The following is a 23,771-nucleotide window of genomic DNA, read 5'->3' as shown; positions in this document are numbered from 1 at the left end:
ATGCTGAAAGTGAAGGGATTGCGCGCCGGCTACGGGGCCGTGCCGGTGCTGCATGACATCGACATGGAAGTGGGGCAGGGCGAAGCGGTGGCGGTGGTCGGTGCGAACGGCGCCGGCAAGACCGCGCTGGTACGCACGCTGTGCGGGCTGGTCCGGCCGATGGCCGGCAGCATCCTCAAGGACGGTGCCGAGATCGGCCATGTGCCGGGGCATCGCCGCTTCGAGCACGGCATTGCGGTGGTGCTGGAGAACCGCAACCTGTTCGCCGAACTGTCAGTGCGCGACAACCTGCGGCTCGCCGAGCAGGCGGGCAAGCGCAGGCCCGGGGGGCAGCGCTTCGCGTTCGACGAGGTTTGCGACCTGTTCAGCATCCTGCGCGAGCGCGCGCACTCGGCGGTAGGCCTGCTTTCGGGCGGGCAGCAGCAGATGGTGGCCATCGCACGGGCCCTGCTGCTGCAGCCGGACCTGCTGCTCATGGACGAACTGACCACGGGGCTCGCGCCGCGCATCGTCAAGGAAATTCTCGCCGTGCTGAACCAGTTGCGCTCGCGCGGCATGAGCATCGTGCTGGTGGAGCAGAGCGTCGCCATTGCCTCTGAGATGACGGACCGCGCCTATGTGCTCTCGGTCGGACGCGTCATTCACGAAGTTCGGACCGGCGAATGGAGCGCGATGCTCAACGACAAATCACTCATCAAGGCATACCTGCATGGCTGATATCCACGAACTTTTGCGCGCCCAGGACCACGCGCTGTCGGAACTGGACCGCGCCGACCAGGCGCGCTACCGCGCCATGCTCGACGGCGACCTGGGCGCCCTCGACCACCTGCTGCACGAGGCCCTGAGCTATACCCACTCGTCGGCGCTGCAGGAAGGCAAGGCGGCGTACCTGGAATCCCTGCGCAGCGGGCGCGTGCGGTACCTCGATGCGGACGTGCAGGAGGTGGTGCGCCAGTTGCATGGCGACGTCGCGGTCATGCAGGGCAAGGCATTGCTGCACGCCATCGTCGACGGTGCCGAGCGCACGCTCGACAATCGCTTTCTCAGCGTGTGGAAGCGCGACGGCGACGGCGGCGGCTGGCGCATGCTGGCCTGGGCCTCGACCCCCATTCCCCACCGGACATAGGGAGACACCATGCTGTTCGAACAGCGCATCTATACGCTGGTGCCGGGCGCGCTGGATGCCTTCTGGCAGGCACAGCGTGACCGCGGCTTCGCACTTGTCCAGCCGATCCTGGACCGGCTGGTCGGGTATTTCTCGGCGGCGAGCGGGCCGGGCGACCAGGTCGTGCATCTCTACCGCTATGACAGCTATGACGACTGGGTGAGCCGGCTGCATGGCCTGTATGGCGTGGCGGCGCTGGAGCCCTATTTCAAGCGCGTGCGGTCCCTGATGCTGGCGCAGGAAAACAAGTTCCTCGCGCCTGCACCGCTGCCGGAACTGGCACCGTGCTGGAGCGGCGGCCACGACTGGCGTCCCGCCGATGGGCCGATCTTTCCGCTTGCGCAAGGAGACGGCGTGATGCACAACGTCGTGCTCGACGAAACCACCACTGTGCTGCGGCCCGGTGCGCTGCCGGCCTACTGGCAGGCATGCCGCGAGCACGGCCTGCGATGCCCGGTAGAATCGGCGGGCGGAGTGCTGGGCTGCTTTGTCAGCCTGGTGGGGCGCCAGCACCAGGTCGTGCACTATCGCTGGCATCCGGATTTCGCCGAACGGGAAGCGTTCGGGCATGCCAGGCTGCGTGACGGCAACTGGCAGGCATTCCTGGCATCCACCGCCCCGCTGGTGGTCAGCAACATGCGCAAGGTGCTGCGGCTGGCGCCGATTGCCGAACTGTCGCCGGCATTCGTGCAAGCGTGAGGGATGCCGAGAAGCCCAAGGCAGCGCGGCCCCTGGAAGCCGATACGACGCAGATATGGACACCGGGCCGCATGCCCCTGACCGCGCTGGCGCAACGGTCCGGGACCGGGGCGGCCTCTTGGCGCATGGGCCGCCGCTATCTCGGTACATGTACGACTCGTGGCAGTCCTGCCGGTGGCGATGAAATCGGCACGCGATTGACATCGTTGCTGGCCGCAACCACGCGCCGCAGCATGTCCACGAACGCAGCTTTCTCCGCATCGCTCAACCCGGTCAACGTACGCGCCTGCGCACGTTCCGTGCCGGGGTAGATGGCCGACAGCAGGGCAGCGCCTTGCTCCGTCAGGAAGAGCACCTTCGTGCGCCGGTCCGCTACGCCAGGCGTACGGCGCACCATTCCCTTGCCTTCAAGCCGCTCCACCACGCCGGCCAGCGTGGTCCGGTCAATGCCCAGTGCATTGGCCAGGCGCAGCTGGTCGATGCCGGGATAAGCCCGTACCGCCGCCAGTGCGCCGTATTGCATGGGCGTGGTGTCGAACTCCGCCGTTTCCTCGAGAAAGACCGTGGTGGCCATCTGATGCAGTCTGCGTATCAAGTGGCCCGGCTTGCCATAGATCAGTTGGTCCAGGTTGGTGTTTTCCATTCAAAGAGAGGTAGGGGCAGGTGCGTGGCAGGCAACCCGCGTGCGGCTGAACGCGGACTTCGAGATGAGGGTTTTCCATAAGATATGCAAACACAATTTATATATATATTTAGTGTAAATATAGCTTATTGACCTTTGTCTCGAGCCGGATTTGCGGTGCGGCGGGGCGGGGCAAGGGCAATGGTGCCGGGTATCCGATGCCGTCCGCGCAAGCGTCTGCACTTGTCATGCGCGGCGGGCTGCCTGGCAAGACTGTTGGTAGACGCCGGCATTAGCCGGCACATGGAGTGCAAGTCATGGAACTGAATCTGAAGGGCCGGGTGGCCGTGATCACTGGTGCAAGCAAGGGTGTGGGCAAGGGCGTGGCACGGGCGCTGGCGGGGGAAGGCGTGAACATCGCCCTGATCGCGCGCGGGCGCGAAGCGCTGGTGCAGGCAGCGGAGGAAATCGCGGGCGAGTTCCATGTGCAGGCGCTGCCGGTGGAAGCGGACGTGACCGACACCGCGTCGATGCGTGCGGCTGCCGCGAAGGTGCGCGAGCACTTCGGCCACGCCAGCATCCTGGTCAACAACGCCGGCGCGGCCATCCGCCGCCAGGACCGCGAGATCACCTGGGACGACAGCGACTGGATCAACCAGGTGGAGATCAAGTCGGTCGGGGCGCTGCGCATGATCCGGGAATTCCTGCCGCTGGTGCCGCGCGACGGAACCGGCCGCATCATCAATATTGCGGGCGCCTCGGGCTCCATGGCGTGGATGCCCGCGCTGACCTACGGCCTGAACAATGCCGCGCTGATGCACGTCAGCGGCTACCTCGCAGCGGACCTTGCCGACGAGAACATCACGGTCAATGCCATCGTGCCGGGGCTGGTCGGTACCGAATGGCGCGAAGCCTGGGCCGAAGGGGCTGCTGCGCAGGCGGGCAAGAGCAGGGCGCAATGGCTGCACGACTTCTGCCGGAGCAAGGGCATCCTGTCAGGCCGCTGGGGCACGGTCGAGGAGATCGGCGACCTGGCCGCGTTCATCGCGTCGGACAAGGGGCGCTACATCAACGGCGCCAAGCTGGCGATCGACGGCGGGCTGACTGTCAACGCCCGTTGATCCGCGGGCGCAAGACCTGGCCGGACTGACTGCGCGCAAATCGTGACCCCCCGCGCGCCGCCTGGGAACTACACTGTATGAGCCCAATTCGGGCAGCATCCAGAGATTCCAACGCGACATCGCCGCCCGATGAAACAGGCTCAGGTCCCCGGTCCCGGATGTCCGGTACGCGGCTTCATACCGCTGCGCTCACTGCTTGCCACGGCCTGGCTTGGCCTCGGCCTGCCAGGCGTGACGCCCCAGCTCGCCTATGCGGGACAGATCTGCGATGCGCCTTACATCCACGACGGTGGCCACATTCGCTTCGAGGCCGATGGCCTGACGCCGATGACGACGCTTGCCTTCTTCAGCAAGGTCGATGACCTCGAGCACGACATGTGCACGCTCAACCTGGATATCTACTCCAAATCGGCGCTTCGGCGCCTGATGGGGCCGCCTGTCGAAACCGTGCAGCGTCACCACATTGTCATTGACGAACGCACGGGGCAGCCGATCGTGCGCAGCCTGGACGCGCGCGTGAACGCCTACGGCCAATACACGGAACTGATCGGCGAGATGAGCACCAATTCCAACGGCTTGCTGCTGTATCCGCCAGCGCTGGTGGAAGGCCAGGTACTGCCGGCGGAAACATTCGTGTCCCGCTATGACTTCCGCATTGTCGACCGCCGCACCGGCAGCAAGGTATCCGAGCTGGTGGCTTCAAAGGTCCGGCTGACGCTGTCCGAGCGCAGGGTAGGAGCACTGCAGCGTCTGCGCCTTGCCAGCGGCTCGCTGCTGTGCTGGCCGATCCGCTATACCAAGTTCATCGATCTCAGCGGATTCCGGCTGGACGACGTGGTGGTCGAGATGGAGCCGACCGTGCTCGACATGACGGACTGGTACTGCCCCGCGCGACGCTTCGTGATGCGCCAGGAGGTTCGCTACAAGAATCAGCTGCAGATTGTCGACGTCGTGGAGATCGAATAGAGCGGGCAACGCTGCCTGCTGTGGCGGCAGCGCTGTTCGCGCTCAGCGAACGCCGGGTTGGGCAAAGCCGTACTTATCCCCTGGAACGATTTCCCTATACTGCAAACGGAGTTGGTCGGCTCGCTTTCCATTTTCTTACTGCCAGAATTTTCCAGAGGATCGATATGCTGAAGAGGAACTTGCATTCGCTGTTGGTGGCTGTCGTTGTCGGTGCCGGTGCCGGTGCGGTTGCCGTGGCCCACGCCCAGGGTACCAAGCCTGATGGTGTTCATGCGAAGGGCGGCCGCTCGGCGGATCCCTATACCGACGGCGCAAAATCCGGGAAGTTCGACCCGTATACCGATGGCGCCAAGGGCTCGACGAAAAACAACCTGAACCCCGTCGACCGCCGTGCCGATCCAAACTCCGACGGATCCAGGACGGGCAAGCCCGACCCCTATACCGACGGCGCGAAGATGGGCAAGGCCGACCCGTACACCGATGGCGCGAAGACCGGCAAAAGCGACCCCTATACGGACGGCGCGAAAAAGCCATGAGGCGCTGCAGCGGCGCGCCGCTGCAAGGCGCGCCGCTGGAAGGGCAAGCATGGATGGTTGCGTGCCACCTGCACTACGGCACGGCGTCCAGGCGGCAAGTAGCAGCCCCATGTGAGCCTGGGTGATGAGCCGGAATGCCGGGCTAGGCGGTTCTCGGCAGTACCGTCAGAACCCTCACGACAAAGGCCTGGAACTCTGACATGTAATGACGCAGGAACTCTTCCGTCGAGGCATCGGTGACCTCTCCCGCCTCGGTGATCAAGCCGGGCCGGAACTGGATGTAGGCTTCCGGCGCGTTCATCTGCGGTGAATTGCAGAAACTCAGCAGGCCGCGCAGGTGCTGCTGCGCCACCGCGGTACCGATCGCTCCCGGGGACGTGCCAATGACGGCCGAGGGCTTGTGCGTGAAGGAGTTCTTCCCATACGGACGGCTGGCCCAGTCAATGGCGTTCTTGAGGCCGCCGGGTATCGAGCGGTTGTACTCGGGCGTAATGAACAGCACCGCATCGACCTCCGCGATGGCCTGTTTGAACGCCTTGGCCTCCGCTGGGAAGTTGTCGTCATAGTCGTAGCTGTAAAGGGGAAGCTCCTTGAACGAAATCTCGGAAAACTCCAACTCCGGCGGGGCCAGCTTGATCAGCGCCCGGGACAGCGTGCGATTGATGGAAGCCTTGGCCAGGCTTCCGATCAGGTAGCCGACTTTATAGGTTGCCATGCGGACTCCTTTATTGGTGATTTGAACGACCGGCCCACGAGAGAGTGCTTCGACTGCGAGTCCCAGGCTTCGTCCATGGCACGAAGTGAAACCCACGCGTGCGACTTGTCCACCGCGAATCTCCGCTGCGGTGCTCTCTATGATAGGAGGCTTGGGAGCGTCGCGCACCAGGGCGATGTTCTCCGGCCACGTCCGTGCCCAGAGCGCCTGGCACCCCTCCAAAAAAACTGGCCGTAAATCATCGGAGTGGCTGCCGGGGACAGTCCCCGGCGGCGCTCTGCCATGTCATGGCACGAAGATCTTTCCAGTCGTCCCGGCTCAACCGTCACGCGGCAACGGTCGGCCCGATCTCGATGCCCATCCCGGCCAGGACTTCGGCGATGGCCTTCACCGCACCGGGGATGCCGGCGTCTCCGAAATGGCCGATGCACCCTACGCGGAAGGTTTCGATCTCGGTCAGCTTGCCCGGATACAGGATGTAGCCGCGCTGCTTGACGGCCTCATAGAAGGTCTTGAAGTCGTAGCGGGAGTCGGTCGGCGCATGGAATGTGACGATGATCGGTGACTGCACCTCGCGCTCCAGATAGGGCTTCAGTCCAAGCGCCTCCATGCCGTCCACCAGCAACTGGCAGTTGCGGGCGTAACGCGCGCCGCGCGCCGGGAGCCCGCCTTCTTCGACATATTGCTGGAGCGCCTGGTCAAGCGCCGCGACCACGTGCGTCGGCGGCGTGAAGCGCCACTGCGTGGTTCTTTCCATGTATTTCCACTGATCATAGAGGTCGAGCGACAGGGAGTGGCTGTTGCCTTCGCAGCGTTCCAGCGCGCTGCGGCGGGCGATGACGAAGCCCATGCCCGGCACCCCCTCCAGGCATTTACCGGAGGCGGCAATGACGGCGTCAAACGGGGTGGTGCGCGCGTCGATATCGATCGCGCCGAACGAGCTCATCGCATCGACGATCAATCCGCGCCCGTGCTTCGCCACGACCTGGGCGATTTCATCAAGCGGGTTGAGCACACCGGTACCGGTTTCGCAGTGCACGACGGCGACGTGGGTGATGGAACGGTCCGCCGCCAGGAGGCGGTCGATGTCCGCGGCCCGCATAGGGCGGTCCTCGGCATACTCGATGGTGGACAGGCGCCGGCCAAGCGTCTTGCATATCCTGGCGATGCGCTGGCAGTAGGCGCCATTCACGGGCACCAGCACATGGCCGTCGCGCGGCACCAGTGTGCCGATGGCTGCCTCCACGGAAAACGTTCCGCTACCTTGCATGGGCACGCATTCGTACGTGCCTTCGCCGTGGACGATGGCCAGCACCCGCTGGCGAATGCGGGCGGTAATGGCGTTGAAGTCAGAGTCCCACGAGCCCCAGTCACGCAGCATGGCTGCGCGGGTACGGTCCGAGGTGGTGAGGGGGCCGGGAGTGAGCAGAATAGGGCAGGGCGAAGCGGTCACGGATGTCTCCTGACGTTGGGTTTCAGACGGTCGGTATGTGGGCATACTGGTAGGTCGGATGGGCGCGCTCAGTGGCGGGCCAGCTCGCGCCAACCCTGCGTGCGTCGCAGCAGCACGCGGGTGCACAGGGCATAGATCAGGCAGATAGCGGTGGAGGTCAGCACGATCAGGCTGGCAAGGGCTGCTGCGGGACCGATGTCGCCGGCATCGTCCATATGCATGATGGCAACGGAGGCAAGGATGGTTTCAGGCGTGTAGAGGAAGATCACGCAGGACAGCGTGGCCATCGACACCACGAAGTAATACCGGGCGATATCGAGCACCGCCGGCAGGCATACCGGCAGCGTGACACGCAGGAAGGTGCGCCATTGCGGGACCTTGAGCGAAGCCGAGACCGCTTCGAATTCATCATCGATCTGCTTGAGCGCGGTAATGGCTGTCAGGTGGCTGGATGTGTAGTAGTGAATGATGGTCGACTGGATCACCAGGGCCATCGTGTTGTAGAGGAAGTTGAGGGGATTCGCGGGGTGGTTGAAGAAGATCACATAGCCCAGGCCAAGCACCAGTCCCGGTACGGCCATCGACAGTACGGCCAGAAAATGCATGACCGGCCGCATCAGTCCCAGGTTGCGGGTCTTCTCGATCAGGTAGGCGCCGGTGAAGACAATGAGCGAGCCGGTCAGCGCCGTAGCGGTGGCAAGCACCAGGCTGTTCTTGTAGGCGCCCGCCATGTCGCTCTCGAACAGCACGATGCGGTAGTTCTGGAGGCTGAGCGTCAGATCGTAGGGCCACAGCTTGATCAGCGAGGTATAGACGGCCATGCCCACCACTGCCAGCAACAGTGCGCAAACCAGCGTGCAGTAACTCCCCAGCAGTGCGTCGGCCCAGGCGTTGGGTTTGGGTACGTAGGGCACCGAGCGCGCGGTAAGCTGGGCCCGCAGCTTGCGGCGCACCACGGTATCGATCATGAAAGAGAGCACCGATGGCACCAGCAGCAGCACACCCACCACTGCGCCCATCGAAAAGTTCTGCTGGCCGATCACCTGCTTGAAGACGTCGATGGAAAGCACGTTGAAGTCGCCGCCGATCACCTTGGGCGCGCCGAAGTCGGAGATGACGTAGGTGAAGGTCACCGTCGCCGCGCTGATCAGGCCGTACTTGCAGGAGGGCAGGGTAACGGTAAAGAACTTGCGCCGGGTACTGGCACCGAGGGCGCTGGCAGCTTCGTAGAGGCGTCCGTCGGCCAGCGACAGCGCCGTGACCAGAATCATGAGCGCATGGGGAAAGGTGTTGTAGACCTCCGCGATGATGATGCCCCGCGCACCGTAGATCGATGCCCCGCCAAGCAGCGGCTTGAGCACGCCCTGGTTGCCGAACCACTGCACGAACGAGATGGCGGAAAGCAGCGACGGCGCCAGCAGCGGGATCAGTGCCACCAGCCGGAAGACCGCCTTGAGCGGCGCTGGCAGGGTGCTGCGTGTCAGGGCATAGGCGAAGATGAAAGCCAGGGGCACCGAGATGCCGACCACGCTGGCTGCCAACACCACCGAGTTGCGTGCCGACTGCATCAGCGACGGTGTCTTGATGTAGGCAGCGAAGTGGGCGAGCCCGACAAAATGGCCATCACGGTCGAGTACGGCATTGGCCAGGATGGCGCACATCGGTGCCAGCAGGAAGAAGAACAGCGCCAGCAGCACGCAGGCCAGCACTGCACGGGCGATGATTTCGTCCCAGTTCCACCGTGCCAGCCAGCCCGCCTGGGTGGGTTCGGGCGTCTGAGGAAGCGCGATCTCTTTCATTGTTTTGCTCCGCTCGCGGCGAAGGCCTGGATGCGGCTCGCGCGCAGCGCGATGCGCAGGGGCTGGCCGGCCCGGATGCCGTGGTCGTGGAACTGGTCAAGTGTGAACTGAAGGCAGAGCGACTGTCCCGCCAGCTGCTCGCAGCTCGCCTCGGCCATGCAGGTGTCGCCCAGGAACTCGACCTTTTCGATATTGACGGTCAGCTGATTCGGTGTGTCGACTCCGAACTGGCCGATATGGCGGTCCTCGGGGCGAAGGTAGAGGTTGATTGCCGTGCCTGGCTCGAACTCGCGGCTGCAGCCCTCGCAAGTCAGCTCCAGCGTGCCCACGCGATAGCGCCGGTCACCCAGCGCAGTGCCGGCCAGCACGTTCACGCGTCCGACAAAGTCGGCCACAAAGGGCGTGGCCGGGCGTTCGTAGACCTCCAGCGGTGTGCCGACCTGCTCGATGACCCCGTGGTTCATGACCACGATCCGGTCGGCCATGGACAATGCCTCTTCCTGGTCGTGCGTGACCATGATGGTGGTCACGCCCACCTGTTGCTGCAGGCGCCGGATCTCGCCGCGCAGGCGCACGCGTTCGAGGGCATCGAGCGCCGACAGCGGTTCGTCGAGCAGCAGCAGTCCGGGGCGGGTTGCCAGCGCCCGCGCCAGCGCGACGCGCTGCTGCTGGCCTCCGGAAAGCTGGCTGGGATACTTGCGGCCGGAGGCCGGCAGGCCTACCAGGTCGAGCAGTTCCTGCACCCGCTGCGCAATCTCGGCCCGATTGGTGCGACGGTTAGCGAGACCGTAGGCCACGTTATCGGCAATCGTCAGGTTAGGGAACAGGGCATACGACTGGAACACGATGCCATAGTCGCGCCGGGCGGGAGGCAGCGAGGAAATGTCGCGCCCGAGCTGGAAGATAGTGCCGGCGGTCTGCGTCTCCAGCCCGGCGATGATACGCAGCAGCGTGGTCTTGCCGCAGCCCGACGGCCCGAGGAAGCACAGCATCTCGCCCTGGTAGACGGTCAGGTCGATATGCCGCAGAGCGGTGAATGTTTCGAATTCCTTGCGCACGCCCCGGATCTCGAGGGCGGGCACGCCGCCGGCGCGCGTGGCGACGAACTTGGCGCTGGTCATTTCCATGTGTGTCCCCACAATGTGGTGATGACTACGGTGGTGGAAAAAGGGGCGCGCCAGGCGCCCGCGGGCGAGGCTTACTTGGCTTCTGCCTTGCTGTCGTAGCGCTTGCTCCACTCGGCCAGGATGCGCGAACGATTCTTTGCCGCCCATTGGAAGTCATTGCGGGCGAAGCGGCTCTCATAGTTCGGAGGAATGCCGTCCAATGGCTTGGCTACGCCGGGGTAGGCCACTACGGCCCACCAGTTGGCGCTGATCTGGTTTGCGTCTCGACTGGCCATCCAGTCGGCGAAGCGCTTTGCCTCCGGCAGCTTCTTGGTTGTCTTCATGATGCTCGTGGCCTCGATGTCCCAGCCCAGGCCCTCGGTCGGGAAGATCAGGTCGACCGGGGCTCCGGACTTGCGCACCTGGTGACCCCGGAATTCGAACGAGATGCCAATCGGGAATTCGCCCGTAGCCGCCTGCTTGCACGGCTTCGAACCAGAGTGCACATACTGGGCGATATTCTCGTGCAGGCCGTCCATGTACTTCCAGCCATCGGCTTCTCCCCACATCTGCAGCCAGGCCGCCACATCGAGGTATCCGGTGCCGCTGGAAGCCGGATGCGGCATCGTGATGCGGCCTTTATAGACCGGCTTGGCCAGATCCTTCCAGCTTTCCGGCTTGGGCAAGCCCAGCTTCTGCGCCTCCGCGCGGTTGAAGCAGATCGTGGCCGCCCAGACGTCCATGCCGACCCACTGCGGCGGCCGTGCGGTATCGGAATAGTTCGGGGTCAGCTGCTGGAAGCCCTTGGGCTCGTAGCCCTGCAGCATGCCTTCCTGTGACAGCAGCACGAGGCTGCTGGCGGCCAGTCCGGCAACCACGTCAGCCTGCGGATTGGCCTTTTCGGCCAGCAGGCGGGCGGTCACGATTCCGGTGGAATCGCGCACCCAGCGCACGTCGATATCCGGGTTGGCCTTCTCGAAACCGTCCTTGTAGAGCTTCATCGCGTCCGTTTCCAGCGCGGTATAGACCGTGAGCGTGGTCTTTTGCTGCGCGCAGGCGCTGCCCGCGTGAACTACCAGCGCGGAGGCGCAAAGCGCCATGGCGAGGGAAATCTTCATGCTCTGTCTCCTTCCTGTTAGCCAGATCTGTGTCTGCCCTGTTGCCTTCCGCGGTGTGCCGTAACACACCCTACGGTAAGATGGAACCAATGTAGAACGTAGGATGAAGACTGTCAACGTAAGATTGAAAACTGTTGACAATTTACAGTTTGCAAACTTTAATGGAGCCATGGGAATGACCGACGCCATCCAATTGTTGCGTTCAAGCTCGCTGCCAATGCTGGTGCAGGAGGAAATCGAACGCCTGATCATGACCGGCGAATTGCCGCCGGGCACGCGCATCAACGAGAGCGACATCGCTGCCCGCTATGGCACCAGCCGGGGTCCGATTCGCGAAGCGCTGCGTGCGCTGGAGGAAGCCGGGCTGGTCCGCAACGAGAAAAACCGCGGGGTCTTCGTGCGCGAGATTTCGGTCGAGGAGGCCGATGAAATCTACGAACTGCGCGAGGCCCTGGAGGAAATCATCGGCAAGCGTGTGGCGCAGCGCATCAACGCCACGCTGGTGAGCGAACTGAAGCAGCTGGTGGGCGCCATGGAGGAGGTCGCCAACAAGAAAGAAGCGGCCGAGTACGCGTCGCTGAACCTGCGGTTCCATGAACTTCTGCTGGAACACGCGGGCAGCAACAAGCTGACCGAGACCTACCGCCGCCTGGTCAAGGAACTGCACCTGTTTCGCATGCAGGCGCTGACCCAGGGCGGAGGGCTCGATGTGTCCGCCGACGAACACCGCACGATCATGGACGCCATCGTTTCGGGCGATGCCCGGCGCGCCGGTGCCGCACTGCGCGCGCACGTGGCCGCCAGCCGTGTACGCATGCTCAAGGCGCACCGCAAGGTGCATCCGGGCAGTAACAAGGAACCATGAGCTGAAGCTCATCATCAAGGGGATTGGAAATGGGAACGACGAAGGCAGAAAGCATTGAAGTCAATGGCAGGACTTACCGCTGGATGAACCGCCCGGTGGTCGTGGTATGCGTGGACGGCTGCGCGCCGGAATACCTCCACGCCGCCACCGAAGCAGGCGTGGCGCCTTTTCTGCAGTCCGTCATGCAGCACGGGACGAGCCTGCTGGGCGACTGCGTGATTCCCTCATTCACCAACCCCAACAACCTGTCCATCGTCACTGGTGCACTGCCGTCGGTCCACGGCATCTGCGGCAATTACTTCTTCGATCGCGAACTGGGCGCCGAAGTGATGATGAACGATCCGAAGTACCTGCGCGCCGGCACTGTGCTGGCGGCCTTTGCGAACGCCGGGGCGAAAGTGGCGGTGGTCACCGCCAAGGACAAGCTGCGCAAGCTGCTCGGCCATGGCATGAGCGGTATTTGCTTTTCGTCGGAGAAGGCCGACCAGGTCACGCAGGAGGAAAACGGCATCACCGGTGTCGTGGAAATGGTGGGCATGCCAGTACCGTCGGTCTACAGTGCCGAGCTGTCCGAATTCGTCTTTGCCGCCGGCGTCAAACTCATGGAGCGCGAGCGGCCTGACCTGATGTATCTGTCCACCACGGACTACGTTCAGCACAAGGCGGCCCCGGGCAGCAAGGCCGCCAACGCGTTCTACCAGATGATGGACGGCTACCTGAGCCAGCTCGACGCGCTGGGCGCGACGATCGTGCTGACCGCCGACCACGGCATGAACGACAAGCACGGCGCCACCGGCGAGCCCAACGTCATCTACCTGCAGGACCAGCTCGACGACTGGTACGGGGAGGGCGCGGCGCGCGTCATTCTGCCCATTACCGACCCCTATGTGGTCCACCACGGGGCATTGGGCTCGTTCGCCACCATCTATGCGCCGGACGCCGAGAGCGCCGCGCGCTGGATTCCGCGGATCGCGGACATCGAGGGCATGGACAGCGTGCTCACACGCCAGGAGGCCGCCGAGCGCTTCGGGCTGCCGCCCGACCGCATCGGCGACATCGTCGCGGTCTCGCGACGGAACGTCGTGATCGGCACATCCAGATCGAGGCACGACCTGTCCGGCCTGGACGCGCCGCTGCGCTCCCATGGCGGAGTGTCGGAGCAGGTCGTGCCGCTGCTCTGCAACCGCGTGATGGTCGGACTGAAGCCGGCCCGCCGCCTGCGCAACTTCGACGCTCTCGACCTCGCGTTGAATTACGCCGCCTGACGGCGCCTTCCCAGCATGCCTGCCTGCTGTCCCGACACGCTCCTCGCGCAGTGGCGGGGGACATCAAGCCTGCCGACCGAGATCAAAAGGAGACAAAGATGAACACGCCTGCCACCTCCGGCATCCGCCATGAAGCGCTGCGCATTGCCGGCGAAAAGGTCTATCGCGATCGCGTGATCGAGGTGACCTATCCCTACACCGGGGAAGTGATTGCCACGGTGCCGAAGGCCAACCTTGAAGACGTGCGCCGGGCCCTGCGCATCGCCCACCAGTACCGCTCGACCCTGACCCGCTACGACCGCTATCGCATCCTGATGCGCGCCGGCGAGATCATCGCGCAGCGCAAGGAAGAGATCGCGACCCTGATCACCCTGGAATCGGGACTGTCGCTCAAGGACACGCTCTACGAGGTGGGCCGCGCTTCCGACGTGCTGCTGTTCGCTGCCAACCAGGCGCTGGTGGACGACGGCCAGGTTTTCTCGTGCGATCTCACCCCGCATGGCAAGAGCCGCAAGGTCTATACGCTCAAGGAACCGCTGCTGGGCGCCATTTCGGCCATCACGCCATTCAATCACCCGCTCAACCAGGTCATTCATAAAGTGGCGCCGGCGGTGGCTACCAATAACCGCATGGTCCTCAAGCCGAGCGAGAAGACGCCGCTGGCCGCGTTCGCGCTGGCCGACATCCTCTATGAGGCCGGCCTGCCACCGCAGATGCTGTCGGTCATCACTGGCGACCCCCGCGAGATCGCCGACGAACTGCTGACCAGCCAGTACGTGGATCTTGTGACCTTCACCGGCGGCGTGTCGATCGGCAAGTACATTGCTGGCAAGGCCGCCTACAAGCGCCAGGTACTGGAGCTGGGCGGCAACGATCCGATCATCGTGATGGAGGACGCCGATCTGGAGGAAGCCGCCACGCTGGCTGCGGGCGGGTCGTACAAGAATTCCGGCCAGCGCTGCACGGCGGTGAAACGGATGCTGGTGCAGGAATCCGTGGCCGACCGCTTTGTCGAGTTGCTCGTGGCCAGGACGCAGGAAGTGAAGTATGGCGACCCGCTGGATCCCGCGACGGACATGGGCACGGTGATCGACGAGGCAGCAGCCATCCAGTTCGAGTCGGTGGTGAACGCGGCCATCGCCGGCGGCGCGCGCCTGCTGGCCGGCCACAAGCGCGACGGCGCACTTTACGCGCCTACGGTGCTCGACCACGTGGACCCGGAAATGACCGTGGTCAGGCACGAGACCTTTGGCCCTGTCTCACCGGTGATCCGTTTCAAGGATATCGACGACGCCATCCGGATTTCCAACGGCACGGCCTATGGGCTGTCGTCATCGGTCTGCACCAACCGGCTCGATTACATCACCCGCTTTATCCGCGAACTGCACGTGGGGACGGTCAACGTCCGCGAAGTCCCGGGCTATCGGCTGGAGATGACGCCGTTCGGCGGCATCAAGGATTCCGGGCTGGGCTACAAGGAAGGCGTGCTCGAAGCGATGAAGAGCTTCTGCAATACCAAGACCTATTCGCTGCCCTGGTAGGGGCGGGCAGCGCCACCGTACCGGAATTGCATACACACGAGCAGGAGACAGCAATGAGGATCGGAGTACCGAAGGAAATCAAGAACCATGAGTATCGCGTAGGCCTGACGCCATCTTCCGTGCGGGAGATGACGGCACATGGCCACCACGTGCTGGTACAAACCACGGCTGGCGCAGGCATCGGCGCGAGCGATGCCGACTACCGCAAGGCCGGTGCCACGATCGTCGATACGGCGGCGGAAGTCTTCGCCAAGGCGGAAATGATCGTCAAGGTCAAGGAGCCGCAGGCCGCCGAGCGTGCCATGCTCCAGGACGGACAGATCCTCTATACCTACCTGCATCTGGCACCGGATCCGGACCAGTGCTCCGACCTGGTCCGCAGCGGTGCAGTCTGCATTGCCTATGAGACTGTCACGCAAGCCGGCGGTGGCCTGCCGCTGCTGGCGCCGATGTCGGAGGTTGCCGGCCGCATGTCGGTGCAGGCCGGGGCGCACTGCCTGGAAAAGGCGCGCGGCGGCATGGGTGTTCTGCTGGGCGGCGTGGCGGGCGTGGAGCCCGCCCGGATCGTGATTCTCGGCGGGGGCGTGGTGGGCAGCAATGCGGCGCAGATTGCAGTGGGAACCGGCGCCCACGTGGTGGTGATCGACCGCAATATCGATGTGCTGCGGCGCATGGACCGCCTGCTGGGCGCCCGTGTGACGACGGTGTACTCCAACCAGGACAATGTCGAGCGCCACGTGCTGTCAGCCGATCTCGTCATCGGCGGCGTGCTGATTCCGGGCGCGGCCGCACCCAGGCTGGTCACGGCCGCCATGGTGGACGCGATGAAGCCGGGTTCGGTCATCGTGGATGTGGCAATCGATCAGGGCGGCTGCTGCGAGACCGCCAAGGCCACGACGCACGCCGATCCCACCTACCTGGTTGGCCACGTGTTGCACTATTGCGTCGCCAATATGCCGGGGGCGGTGCCGCGTACCTCGACCTACGCGCTCAACAACGCCACGTTGCCCTTTGCCCTGCAGATCGCCGACAAAGGCTGGAAAGCGGCATTGGCCGACAATCCGCACCTCGCCAATGGCCTGAACGTGGCGTTCGGCAAGGTGACGTGCAAGGAAGTCGCGCACGCTCTCGGCTATGAGTGCCACGATGCCGGGCAATTGCTGATGCATTGAGCTGAACCGCAAACAACTTCGGAGCCATCCATGCGCCCATTCTGGCTGGAACAAGCCCTTCTCGGCGATACAGATCTCGCCCCTGCATTGCGTGGAACCAGGCAGGCCGACATCTGCATCGTTGGCGGCGGATTCACCGGCCTGTGGACAGCGCTGCAACTCAGGCAAAAGCGGCCGTCCCTGAAGATTACCGTTCTCGAAGCAGACATCTGTGGTGCAGGTGCAAGCGGACGGAACGGCGGTTGCATGCTGACCTGGTCAACCAAGCTCTTTACGCTGGCCCGGCTGTTCGGGGAAACGGAAGCCAGGCGGCTGATACGGGCGTCCGAGGATGCGATCCCCGCCATCGCCGAGTTCTGTCGCGCTCATGGCATCGACGCCGAGTTGCGCATGGATGGCACCCTCTATACCGCCACCAATCCTGCTCAGGAGGGTTTGCTCGATCCGGTCGTGCAAGCGCTGGAGGCGTGGGGGCTGAATAGCTGGCAGCGCCTGAGCACCAGTGAAATTGCTTCGCGAACGGGCTCCGCTCGCAACCGCTCCGGCTTCTTTTCACCGTTGGCCGGCACGGTACATCCGGGAAAGCTTGTCCGCGGCCTGCGTCGCGTGGCGCTGAGCCAGGGCATCGAGATCCACGAGCGCTCGCCGATGATATCCATGGTCGATGCCGCGCGTCCCGCGGTCGTGACGCCGGGTGGACGCGTTGAAGCCGGCCACGTTGTGCTGGCACTCAATGCCTGGATGCCAACCGTGTTCCCACAGTTCGAGCGCTCGGTAGCCATTGTGTCGAGCGACATGATCATGACCGATCGCTGTCCCGACCTGCTTGCCAGCATCGGTCTGGATCACGGCACCTCGGTGCTGGATTCACGCACGTTCGTCTATTACTACCGCACCACCCGCGACGGGCGCCTCATGCTTGGCAAGGGAGGCAACACGTTTTCCTACCGGGGGCGCATCGTGCCGGTCTTTAACCAGGCATCCCCCTACGAGACCATGCTCACGCACAGTCTGCGCGCGTTCTTCCCGGCCCTGAGCGATGTGCCGGTGATTGCCAGCTGGAACGGCCCCTCGGACCGGTCTGCAACCGGATTCCCTTTCTTCGGTTACCTGAACGGAAACCGGGCAATTTCCTACGGTTTCGGCTATTCCGGCAATGGCGTGGCGCCAAGCTATATGGGGGGCCAACTGTTGTCGTCGCTGGCGCTGGGCGAAGACAATGACTGGACGCGTTCGGGCCTTGCCAAGGGTCCTCTTGGCCAGTTTCCTCCCGAACCGGTGCGTTACCTTGGGTCACTGCTGGTCCGCAACGCGATTCGCCGCAAGGAAAGCGCCGAAGACCGTCACACGGAACCGTTCTTGCTCGACAAGTTCCTGGCCCGCTTCGCCCAAGCCGCGGGTAAGGCCGATAAGGTGGCCTGAGCGCAAGCGGATAGCCGCCACGGACCGACGCGTACATGACACTGGGCACGCATGAATCGTGAGAGTCCGAACGCCTGACGCTCAGTACAAGACCTCCAGCTCGTCGAACAGCTCGCTGTCCTTCTGCGCTGCCGAGCGCGCACGGCGCCGGATCTCCTGCAGCAGGCAGTCGGAGAAGCACTGCGCCGCGGGACTGCGCACCGCGTTGTGGCGCGTGATGATGCCGAGCCGGCTGGTTTCGAATTGCTCGGCCAGGGCAAAGGCGTGGACCCAGCCGCGCATCGGCTCGGACAGCAGTAGTGGCCGCGGGCAATAACTGATCATGCCGGCATTGCGGACCAGTTCCAGCAGCAACGCGGTGGAGTGCGCGCAATGCAGCCGGGACGGGTCGATCTGTGCATCATGCTGCCAGAAGAGGTTGCGCATGAAGGGTTCGTAGCTGGCTGCGGTGTAGTTGACGACCCAATCCTGCGCCAGCAGTTCGTGCAGCGCGCGTGCCTGCGCGCACGGATGGCCGCGCCGGGCGATCACGCACGAGGTGTACGCAAGCAGCGGCTCGCACTCGAATTCTTGGGTGGACATCGCGGCCGTGAACGGCCCCACGGCAAAGTCCAGCGTGCCTTCGCGCAAGCGCGGCAAGGCCACCGCGGTCAGGCCCTCGAAGATCTCCACCTGCACGCCCGGCATGCGTTCGCGAAAACGCAGCAGCACCCGCGGCAGGAACGTCAGCATGACCCACGGCGTGACGCTGATGCACAGCCGCCCCACGCCTTCGCCACGCAGCGTGGCCAGTTCTTCGCTGGCGCGTGCGAGCTGGCCCACCACCAGACGGGCATGGCCCAGCATCCGCTGTCCCGCCGCGGTCAGCGCCACGCCGCTCGCAGTACGCGAGAGCAAGGGCAGTCGGGCTTCGCTTTCCAGTTCGCGCAGCGCCTTGGTAACCGCTGCCTGCGACAGTCCGGCCAGCCGGGCGGCGGCGCGGATGCTGCCGGCATCGGCAACGGCGACCAGCGCCTGGATCTGGTGCAGTTTCATCGACATGAGGGATTGGCGGGTGACAACCAGGGGTTGTCAGGATAACAGTTTTGCGGCTATCGGCCCGGGCGGGCGATGCCTAAGATCGCGGCACGCAATCCCGCAATTCCCCGCCAATAACATCCCCGGAGACCCCATGCATCCAGATCCCGTCCTGCCCGGCATCCGCGCCATCGAAGCCGAGATGGTGGACCTGCGCCACCGCATCCATGCCCATCCCGAGCTGGGCTTCGAGGAATTCGCCACCAGCGACCTGGTGGCCGAGTGCCTGCAGGCATGGGGTTATGCCGTACATCGCGGCCTGGGCGGCACCGGCGTGGTCGGAACGCTGCGCCACGGCGACGGCCCCGCCATCGGGCTGCGCGCCGACATGGATGCGCTGCCGATCCGTGAAACCACGGGCCTGCCGTATGCCAGCAAGATCGACGGCAAGATGCACGCCTGCGGCCATGACGGCCACACTGCCACGCTGCTGGCCGCGGCGCGCTACCTGGCCGGGCACAAGTCCTTCCAGGGCACGCTGCACGTGATCTTCCAGCCGGCCGAGGAAGGCATGGGCGGCGCGCGCGAGATGATCAAGGACGGGCTGTTCCGGCTGTTCCCGTGCGATGCCGTGTTCGCGCTGCACAACATGCCCGGACACCCGACCGGCAAGTTCGGCTTCTTGCCCGGCGCGTTCATGGCGTCCTCCGACACCGTCACGATCCGCGTGACAGGGCGCGGTGGCCACGGTGCGGTTCCGCATCGGGCGGTCGATCCGGTGGTGGCCTGCGCGTCGATGGTGATGGCGTTGCAGTCGGTGGTGTCGCGCAACGTCAACCCGCTGGACATGGCCATCGTCACCGTCGGCGCGATCGAAGCCGGCAAGGCGCCCAACGTGATTCCCGAGAGTGCCGAGCTGCGGCTGTCGGTGCGCGCGCTCAAGGCCGAAGTGCGCGACCTGCTGCAGGCGCGCATCACCGCGCTGGCGCATGCCCAGGCGGACAGCTTTGGTGCCAGCGCCGAGGTGCATTACGAGCGCCGCTACCCGGTGCTGGTCAACGACCCGGCCACCACGGAACTGGCGCGCGAGGTTGCCCGCGAGTGGCTGGGCGAGAGCGGCCTGATCGGCGACATGGTGCCGCTGACCGGCAGCGAAGACTTCTCTTTCATGCTGGAGGCGTGTCCTGGCTGCTACCTGATCGTCGGCAACGGTGACGGCGAGGGCGGCTGCATGGTCCACAACCCGGGCTACGACTTCAACGACGAATGCCTGCCGCTTGCCGCCACCTATTGGGTCAAGCTGGTCGAGCGCTACCTGCGCTGAGCCGCACCCCAATCGCCATCGACAATGACCGGCCCTCAAGGCCGGCGCCAACTTACCCACGGAGACACCGAATGCCCACCTCCCTGCCTGCGCAGCCGCTGGACGGCGCTTGCGCCGCGCATCCCGCTGGCCGCGCCGTACCGCGCCGTCGCGTCATTGCCGCCATCACCATCGGCAACGGCCTTGAGTTCTACGATTTCACCGTCTACAGCTTCTTCGCGGTGCTGATCGGCAAGCTCTTCTTCCCCGTCAGCGGCAGCTTCGGCCAGCTGATGCTTTCGCTGGCGACGTTTGGCGTGGGTTTCGTTGCGCGCCCGCTCGGCGGCCTGATGATCGGGCTCTACGCCGACCGGGCCGGACGCAAGCCGGCCATGACGTTGACGCTCTGGCTGATGGGGCTGGGCTCGCTGCTGTTCGTGGTCTCGCCTACCTACGCACAGGCCGGGCTGGCCGCGCCGATGCTGATCGTATTGGCGCGGCTGCTGCAGGGCTTTGCGCTGGGCGGCGAAGTCGGCGCATCCACAGCGCTGCTGATGGAGTACGCCGACGACCATTCGCGCGGCTACTACGGCAGCTGGCAGTTGTTCAGCCAGGGCGTCAGCGTGCTGCTCGGTGCAGTGGTGGGGTTGTCGCTGACTAACGGCCTGTCGCCCGATGCGCTGCAAGGCTGGGGGTGGCGCGTGCCGTTCGCAATCGGCATCCTGGTCATTCCGCTCGGCCTCTATATCCGCCGCCACCTGGAGGAAACCGCCGAAGCGCCCGCCGCCGCAACGGCGCCGGGCCACGAACGCGCCGGCCTGGCCGAGGTCTTCCGCGGGCACGGCCGCGTGGTGGTAGCCGGCGTTCTGCTGACGATTGGCGGCACCTCCGCTACCTATATCGTGCTGCACTACATGACCAGCTACGCGGCGACCGTGCTGAAGATCCCGCTCGGGCTCAGCATGAGCGCAGGCTGTGTCGCAGCGCTGGTGCAAGTGGCATTGTCCTCGTACGCCGGCAGGCTGTCCGACCGCATCGGGCGCAAGCCCGCCATCCTGTGGTCCCGCCTGGCTATGCTGGTGCTGGTCTATCCCGCTTTCCTGCTGCTCAACGCCAGGCCATCTCTTGGCACGCTGCTTGCCGTGGTCGCCGTGCTGGCTTTGCCGCTGGTGCTGAACGTGGTGCCTACCGTGGTGCTCATCACCGAGCTGTTCCCCCGACGCATCCGTGCCAGTGGCCTGTCGGTCGTCTATTGCATTGGCGTGCTGGTGTTCGGCGGCTTCGCACAGCTGATCGCCACCTGGCTGATCGAGCTGACTGGCAATGCCAGCGCGCCGGCACTCTATGTGATTGGCTGCGGCGTTCTATCGCTGTGCGGGCTGGTGATGGTGCCGGAGAAGGCGGGCAAGCCACTGGATTGACAGATCGTCGGGCGGGTCCGCAAGACATAGGCCCTGAAGTCGGTACCGCGTTGCGCCGCATCGGCATAGTGCCGATAATCGGGCCCGCGACAATGGTAATGAAGACCCATGCCCCGACTCCGTTACAAGGAAGTGGTGGACCGGTTCGCCGACGATATACGGGAGGGCAGGCTGAGTCCCGGAACCAGGCTGCCGACGCATCGCGAGCTGGCGGCCGCGGAAGGCCTGGCGCTGGTGACGGCCACGCGGGTCTACGCCGAGCTCCACGCCATGGGCCTGGTGAGCGGGGAAGCGGGCCGGGGCACTTTCGTCAAGGAGGTGCTGCCCGCCGGGCAAGGCGTCGACCTGCCTGCCTGGAGCGCCGACACGGTGGATCTCAGCTTCAACAATCCTTCCATGCCCGGACAGACCGATCTGCTGCGCGCCGCATTGCGCAGGCTCGCCGGGGCAGGTGATCTGGAGGCGCTGCTTCGATACCATCCACATGGCGGACGGGAACACGAGCGCTCGATCATGGCTCGCCACCTTGGCTCCCGGGGCGTCCCCGCGACCGCGGAGACCACGGTATTGGTGAGCGGCGCGCAGCACGGGCTCACAGCCACGGCCATGGCACTGCTGGATCCGGGCGACGTGGTCGCCGTGGACGCACTGACTTATCCAGGATTCAAGCTCACCGCCGAAGCATGCCGGCTCGAACTTGTGCCGGTTCCCGCCACGGCACGCGGGCCGGACCTGGATGCGCTCGCAACCATATGCCGTCGCCGGCGGGTACGGGCCATTTATACGATGCCGACGCTTCATAATCCCCTCGGGTGGGTGATGAGCATGCGGCGCCGCAGTGAACTGGTTGCGATCGCTCGCCAGCACGGGCTGATCCTGATCGAAGATGGCGCCTACGCATTTCTGGAGGAGCGCGCTCCGCCGCCTTTGGCTGCCTTGGCGCCGGAAGCGACAGTCTATGTGTCGGGCCTGTCCAAAAGCGTTGCTACCGGGCTTCGCGTCGGCATGGTGTGTGCGCCGCGCAAATGGATGTCCAAGCTGGAACGCGCCATCCGGGCCACGACGTGGACGACGCCCGCCGTCATGACGGGGATTGCATGCGGCTGGCTCGAAGATGGCACCGTGGCAAGACTCGAGGCGGAAAAGCGCGGCGACGCCAATCTGCGACAGCGCGTAGTGGGCGATGTGCTCGGACATCTGAAGCCCGTCCGCCACGCCAACTCTTACTTCGTGTGGCTGCCAATGCCCGAAGACGTCCGTGCGGATGCAGTCGCCAGGGCATTGCTGCGCGAGCGCATCTCTGTGTCGACGGCGCATCCTTACGCGGCATCGAAACATGTGCCCCACGCCATCCGCCTCGCGCTTGCCTCGGTGCGGCTCGATGCGCTAAGGCAGTCGCTGGAGATGGTCGACAAGGTCGTGGCGGACCAGGGAGACTGAACCAGGTCATCCCGGCACTGCGCGATCAATGAAGGTAACCTGACGCACCGTCCCACAGCAACTTCAGCGCCGTGAGCACGAGCAAGCCATGGCAGGTGCGGTACATCTGCTGCTGATCCAGCTTGCCATGCAGGCGCCACCCAAGCCAGACACCTGAAGGAATGGCGAGAAGGGAGATCGCCATCAACGTCCACACCGCGCCGGCTGGCCTGGACAGTATCAGCCATGGCGCCGCCTTCATGATATTGCCGACCGTGAAGAACATGCTGGTGGTCCCGGCGTAGACCTGCTTGCTCAGGCCAAGCGGCAGCAGGTAGATCGTCAGTGGTGGCCCGCCCGAGTGCGCGACCATGGTGGTGATGCCCGACGTCACGCCAGCGGCTACAGCCTTGGGCGAAGAGCGCGGCCGCACCACGACCTCTGCGCCGCGCAAGAACCACAGGCCGACGAACAGCAACGTGACTGCCGCCATGACGATGGCGATAGCCCGGTGGTCCAGTACCCTGAAGAGCAGGTAGCCGACGCCGATGCCGACCACCAGACCGGGCACGAGCAACAGCAGGTCGGGCCTGGACCATGTGGACGGCTTCCAGTAGCGCAGGCTGAAGAGATCCATCGCGACGAACAGTGGTGCCAGAAGTCCGCCCGCTGTCACCGGATCCATGACGAGTGACAGCAGGGGAATGCCCACGATGGCAAAGCCGCCTCCGAAGGCGCCTTTCATGAAGCAGATCAGGAAGACGCCGGCGAAAGTGACGAGGATGGTGGTGACATTCAGTTCCATATGACCACCCCATCGGTCAAGCGGCGGGCAGCGCGGACATGCAGGGGCGTATCGCCCGCGATTCCTGCGGCTTTTGTGAAATATGCATGCATTACAGACCCTGCATCGGTGCAAAGACACAGCAATCGTAGTCCACCGGATTAATACAATCTGAATATTGTCATGCATACAACTTGCGGACTCTGCGCGTCCGGCTTACCGCCGCGGCCTGCCGGGTGATCGCCGTAGAACATGTTTGCGG

22 protein-coding genes are annotated in these 23,771 nt (G+C 64.6%); 14 read left to right on the top strand and 8 right to left on the bottom strand.

The features are described from left to right. Genes AC3FKH_RS06650 through AC3FKH_RS06640 form a run of 3 tightly spaced genes read left to right on the top strand, consistent with a single transcriptional unit; the run spans position 1 to position 1,864 of the window. Entirely contained in the window at positions 1 to 717 is a 717-nt protein-coding gene (locus tag AC3FKH_RS06650; protein WP_488674003.1) for an ABC transporter ATP-binding protein, read from the top strand. Beyond that, a complete protein-coding gene (locus tag AC3FKH_RS06645) occupies positions 710 to 1,126 on the top strand; it encodes a nuclear transport factor 2 family protein (RefSeq protein ID WP_488674001.1) in 417 nt (138 codons plus the stop codon). Before AC3FKH_RS06650 ends, AC3FKH_RS06645 begins: the two co-directional genes overlap by 8 nt. Before the next feature lie 9 nt (positions 1,127 to 1,135). Further along, positions 1,136 to 1,864, top strand: coding sequence for an NIPSNAP family protein (locus AC3FKH_RS06640; RefSeq protein WP_488673999.1), 729 nt, complete (start codon positions 1,136 to 1,138; stop codon positions 1,862 to 1,864). A gap of 136 nt (positions 1,865 to 2,000) precedes the next feature. Here the strand turns inward: AC3FKH_RS06640 and AC3FKH_RS06635 are convergent, their stop codons facing one another. After that, the gene (locus AC3FKH_RS06635; RefSeq protein ID WP_488673997.1) at positions 2,001 to 2,507 is read right to left on the bottom strand and encodes a MarR family winged helix-turn-helix transcriptional regulator; all 507 of its coding nucleotides are present in this window, start codon (positions 2,505 to 2,507) and stop codon (positions 2,001 to 2,003) included. Between the two features lie 296 nt (positions 2,508 to 2,803). Between AC3FKH_RS06635 and AC3FKH_RS06630 the strand changes: the two genes are divergently transcribed. From AC3FKH_RS06630 to AC3FKH_RS06620, 3 genes are all read left to right on the top strand, one after another. After that, positions 2,804 to 3,607 (top strand): SDR family NAD(P)-dependent oxidoreductase, encoded by an 804-nt coding sequence (locus tag AC3FKH_RS06630; RefSeq protein WP_488673995.1) that lies wholly within the window; start codon positions 2,804 to 2,806, stop codon positions 3,605 to 3,607. Positions 3,608 to 3,736: 129 nt separating this feature from the next. Then, positions 3,737 to 4,573, top strand: a complete 837-nt coding sequence (locus AC3FKH_RS06625) for a hypothetical protein (RefSeq protein WP_488673993.1) — start codon at positions 3,737 to 3,739, stop codon at positions 4,571 to 4,573. 164 nt (positions 4,574 to 4,737) lie between these two features. After that, on the top strand, positions 4,738 to 5,109 hold the full coding sequence (locus AC3FKH_RS06620; RefSeq protein WP_488673991.1) for a hypothetical protein: 372 nt from the start codon (positions 4,738 to 4,740) through the stop codon (positions 5,107 to 5,109). 142 nt (positions 5,110 to 5,251) lie between these two features. Here AC3FKH_RS06620 and AC3FKH_RS06615 read toward each other — a convergent pair whose 3' ends face one another. The 5 genes from AC3FKH_RS06615 to AC3FKH_RS06595 form a co-directional block, all read right to left on the bottom strand. Next, complete coding sequence (locus AC3FKH_RS06615; protein WP_488673989.1) at positions 5,252 to 5,824, bottom strand: NADPH-dependent FMN reductase; 573 nt, start codon at positions 5,822 to 5,824, stop codon at positions 5,252 to 5,254. Between the two features lie 325 nt (positions 5,825 to 6,149). Then, on the bottom strand, positions 6,150 to 7,322 hold the full coding sequence (locus AC3FKH_RS06610; protein WP_488674851.1) for a 2-aminoethylphosphonate--pyruvate transaminase: 1,173 nt from the start codon (positions 7,320 to 7,322) through the stop codon (positions 6,150 to 6,152). Between the two features lie 23 nt (positions 7,323 to 7,345). Next, entirely contained in the window at positions 7,346 to 9,076 is a 1,731-nt protein-coding gene (locus tag AC3FKH_RS06605; protein ID WP_488673987.1) for a putative 2-aminoethylphosphonate ABC transporter permease subunit, read from the bottom strand. Then, the gene (locus tag AC3FKH_RS06600; protein ID WP_488673985.1) at positions 9,073 to 10,203 is read right to left on the bottom strand and encodes a putative 2-aminoethylphosphonate ABC transporter ATP-binding protein; all 1,131 of its coding nucleotides are present in this window, start codon (positions 10,201 to 10,203) and stop codon (positions 9,073 to 9,075) included. The genes AC3FKH_RS06605 and AC3FKH_RS06600 overlap by 4 nt, the downstream gene beginning before the upstream one ends. Before the next feature lie 71 nt (positions 10,204 to 10,274). Further along, positions 10,275 to 11,300 carry a putative 2-aminoethylphosphonate ABC transporter substrate-binding protein gene (locus AC3FKH_RS06595; protein WP_488673983.1) on the bottom strand — a complete coding sequence of 342 codons (1,026 nt, stop codon included), beginning with the start codon at positions 11,298 to 11,300 and terminating at the stop codon, positions 10,275 to 10,277. A gap of 175 nt (positions 11,301 to 11,475) precedes the next feature. On the opposite strand from AC3FKH_RS06595, the gene AC3FKH_RS06590 reads away from it, so the two are divergent. The 5 genes from AC3FKH_RS06590 (at position 11,476) to AC3FKH_RS06570 (ending at position 17,565) form a co-directional block, all read left to right on the top strand. Further along, positions 11,476 to 12,165: a phosphonate utilization associated transcriptional regulator gene (locus AC3FKH_RS06590; protein ID WP_483714028.1), complete on the top strand. Its 690-nt coding sequence runs from the start codon at positions 11,476 to 11,478 to the stop codon at positions 12,163 to 12,165. Positions 12,166 to 12,194: 29 nt separating this feature from the next. Then, positions 12,195 to 13,430 carry a phosphonoacetate hydrolase gene (phnA, locus tag AC3FKH_RS06585; protein ID WP_488673980.1) on the top strand — a complete coding sequence of 412 codons (1,236 nt, stop codon included), beginning with the start codon at positions 12,195 to 12,197 and terminating at the stop codon, positions 13,428 to 13,430. Between the two features lie 98 nt (positions 13,431 to 13,528). Then, a complete protein-coding gene (gene phnY, locus AC3FKH_RS06580; RefSeq protein WP_488673978.1) occupies positions 13,529 to 14,971 on the top strand; it encodes a phosphonoacetaldehyde dehydrogenase in 1,443 nt (480 codons plus the stop codon). Positions 14,972 to 15,024: 53 nt separating this feature from the next. After that, the gene (gene ald, locus AC3FKH_RS06575) at positions 15,025 to 16,143 is read left to right on the top strand and encodes an alanine dehydrogenase (RefSeq protein ID WP_488673976.1); all 1,119 of its coding nucleotides are present in this window, start codon (positions 15,025 to 15,027) and stop codon (positions 16,141 to 16,143) included. 30 nt (positions 16,144 to 16,173) lie between these two features. Further along, positions 16,174 to 17,565: an FAD-dependent oxidoreductase gene (locus tag AC3FKH_RS06570; protein WP_488673974.1), complete on the top strand. Its 1,392-nt coding sequence runs from the start codon at positions 16,174 to 16,176 to the stop codon at positions 17,563 to 17,565. Between the two features lie 81 nt (positions 17,566 to 17,646). Here AC3FKH_RS06570 and AC3FKH_RS06565 read toward each other — a convergent pair whose 3' ends face one another. Further along, positions 17,647 to 18,606: a LysR family transcriptional regulator gene (locus tag AC3FKH_RS06565; protein WP_488673972.1), complete on the bottom strand. Its 960-nt coding sequence runs from the start codon at positions 18,604 to 18,606 to the stop codon at positions 17,647 to 17,649. Positions 18,607 to 18,736: 130 nt separating this feature from the next. Here AC3FKH_RS06565 and AC3FKH_RS06560 point away from each other — a divergent pair, with 130 nt between their 5' ends. The 3 genes from AC3FKH_RS06560 to AC3FKH_RS06550 all read left to right on the top strand — a co-directional run bounded on the left by AC3FKH_RS06560 (position 18,737) and on the right by AC3FKH_RS06550 (position 22,746). Further along, positions 18,737 to 19,906: a M20 aminoacylase family protein gene (locus AC3FKH_RS06560; RefSeq protein WP_488673970.1), complete on the top strand. Its 1,170-nt coding sequence runs from the start codon at positions 18,737 to 18,739 to the stop codon at positions 19,904 to 19,906. A 71-nt stretch (positions 19,907 to 19,977) separates the two neighbouring features. After that, positions 19,978 to 21,306 carry an MFS transporter gene (locus tag AC3FKH_RS06555; protein ID WP_488673968.1) on the top strand — a complete coding sequence of 443 codons (1,329 nt, stop codon included), beginning with the start codon at positions 19,978 to 19,980 and terminating at the stop codon, positions 21,304 to 21,306. A gap of 108 nt (positions 21,307 to 21,414) precedes the next feature. After that, complete coding sequence (locus tag AC3FKH_RS06550) at positions 21,415 to 22,746, top strand: aminotransferase-like domain-containing protein (protein WP_488673966.1); 1,332 nt, start codon at positions 21,415 to 21,417, stop codon at positions 22,744 to 22,746. A 25-nt stretch (positions 22,747 to 22,771) separates the two neighbouring features. Here the strand turns inward: AC3FKH_RS06550 and AC3FKH_RS06545 are convergent, their stop codons facing one another. Then, a complete protein-coding gene (locus AC3FKH_RS06545; protein WP_488673965.1) occupies positions 22,772 to 23,530 on the bottom strand; it encodes a sulfite exporter TauE/SafE family protein in 759 nt (252 codons plus the stop codon). Positions 23,531 to 23,771: the final 241 nt, after the last annotated feature.

The sequence above is a fragment of the Cupriavidus sp. 21MJTG02-4 genome (assembly GCF_057798975.1).
This window is presented reverse-complemented; position numbering and strand designations above follow the sequence as displayed.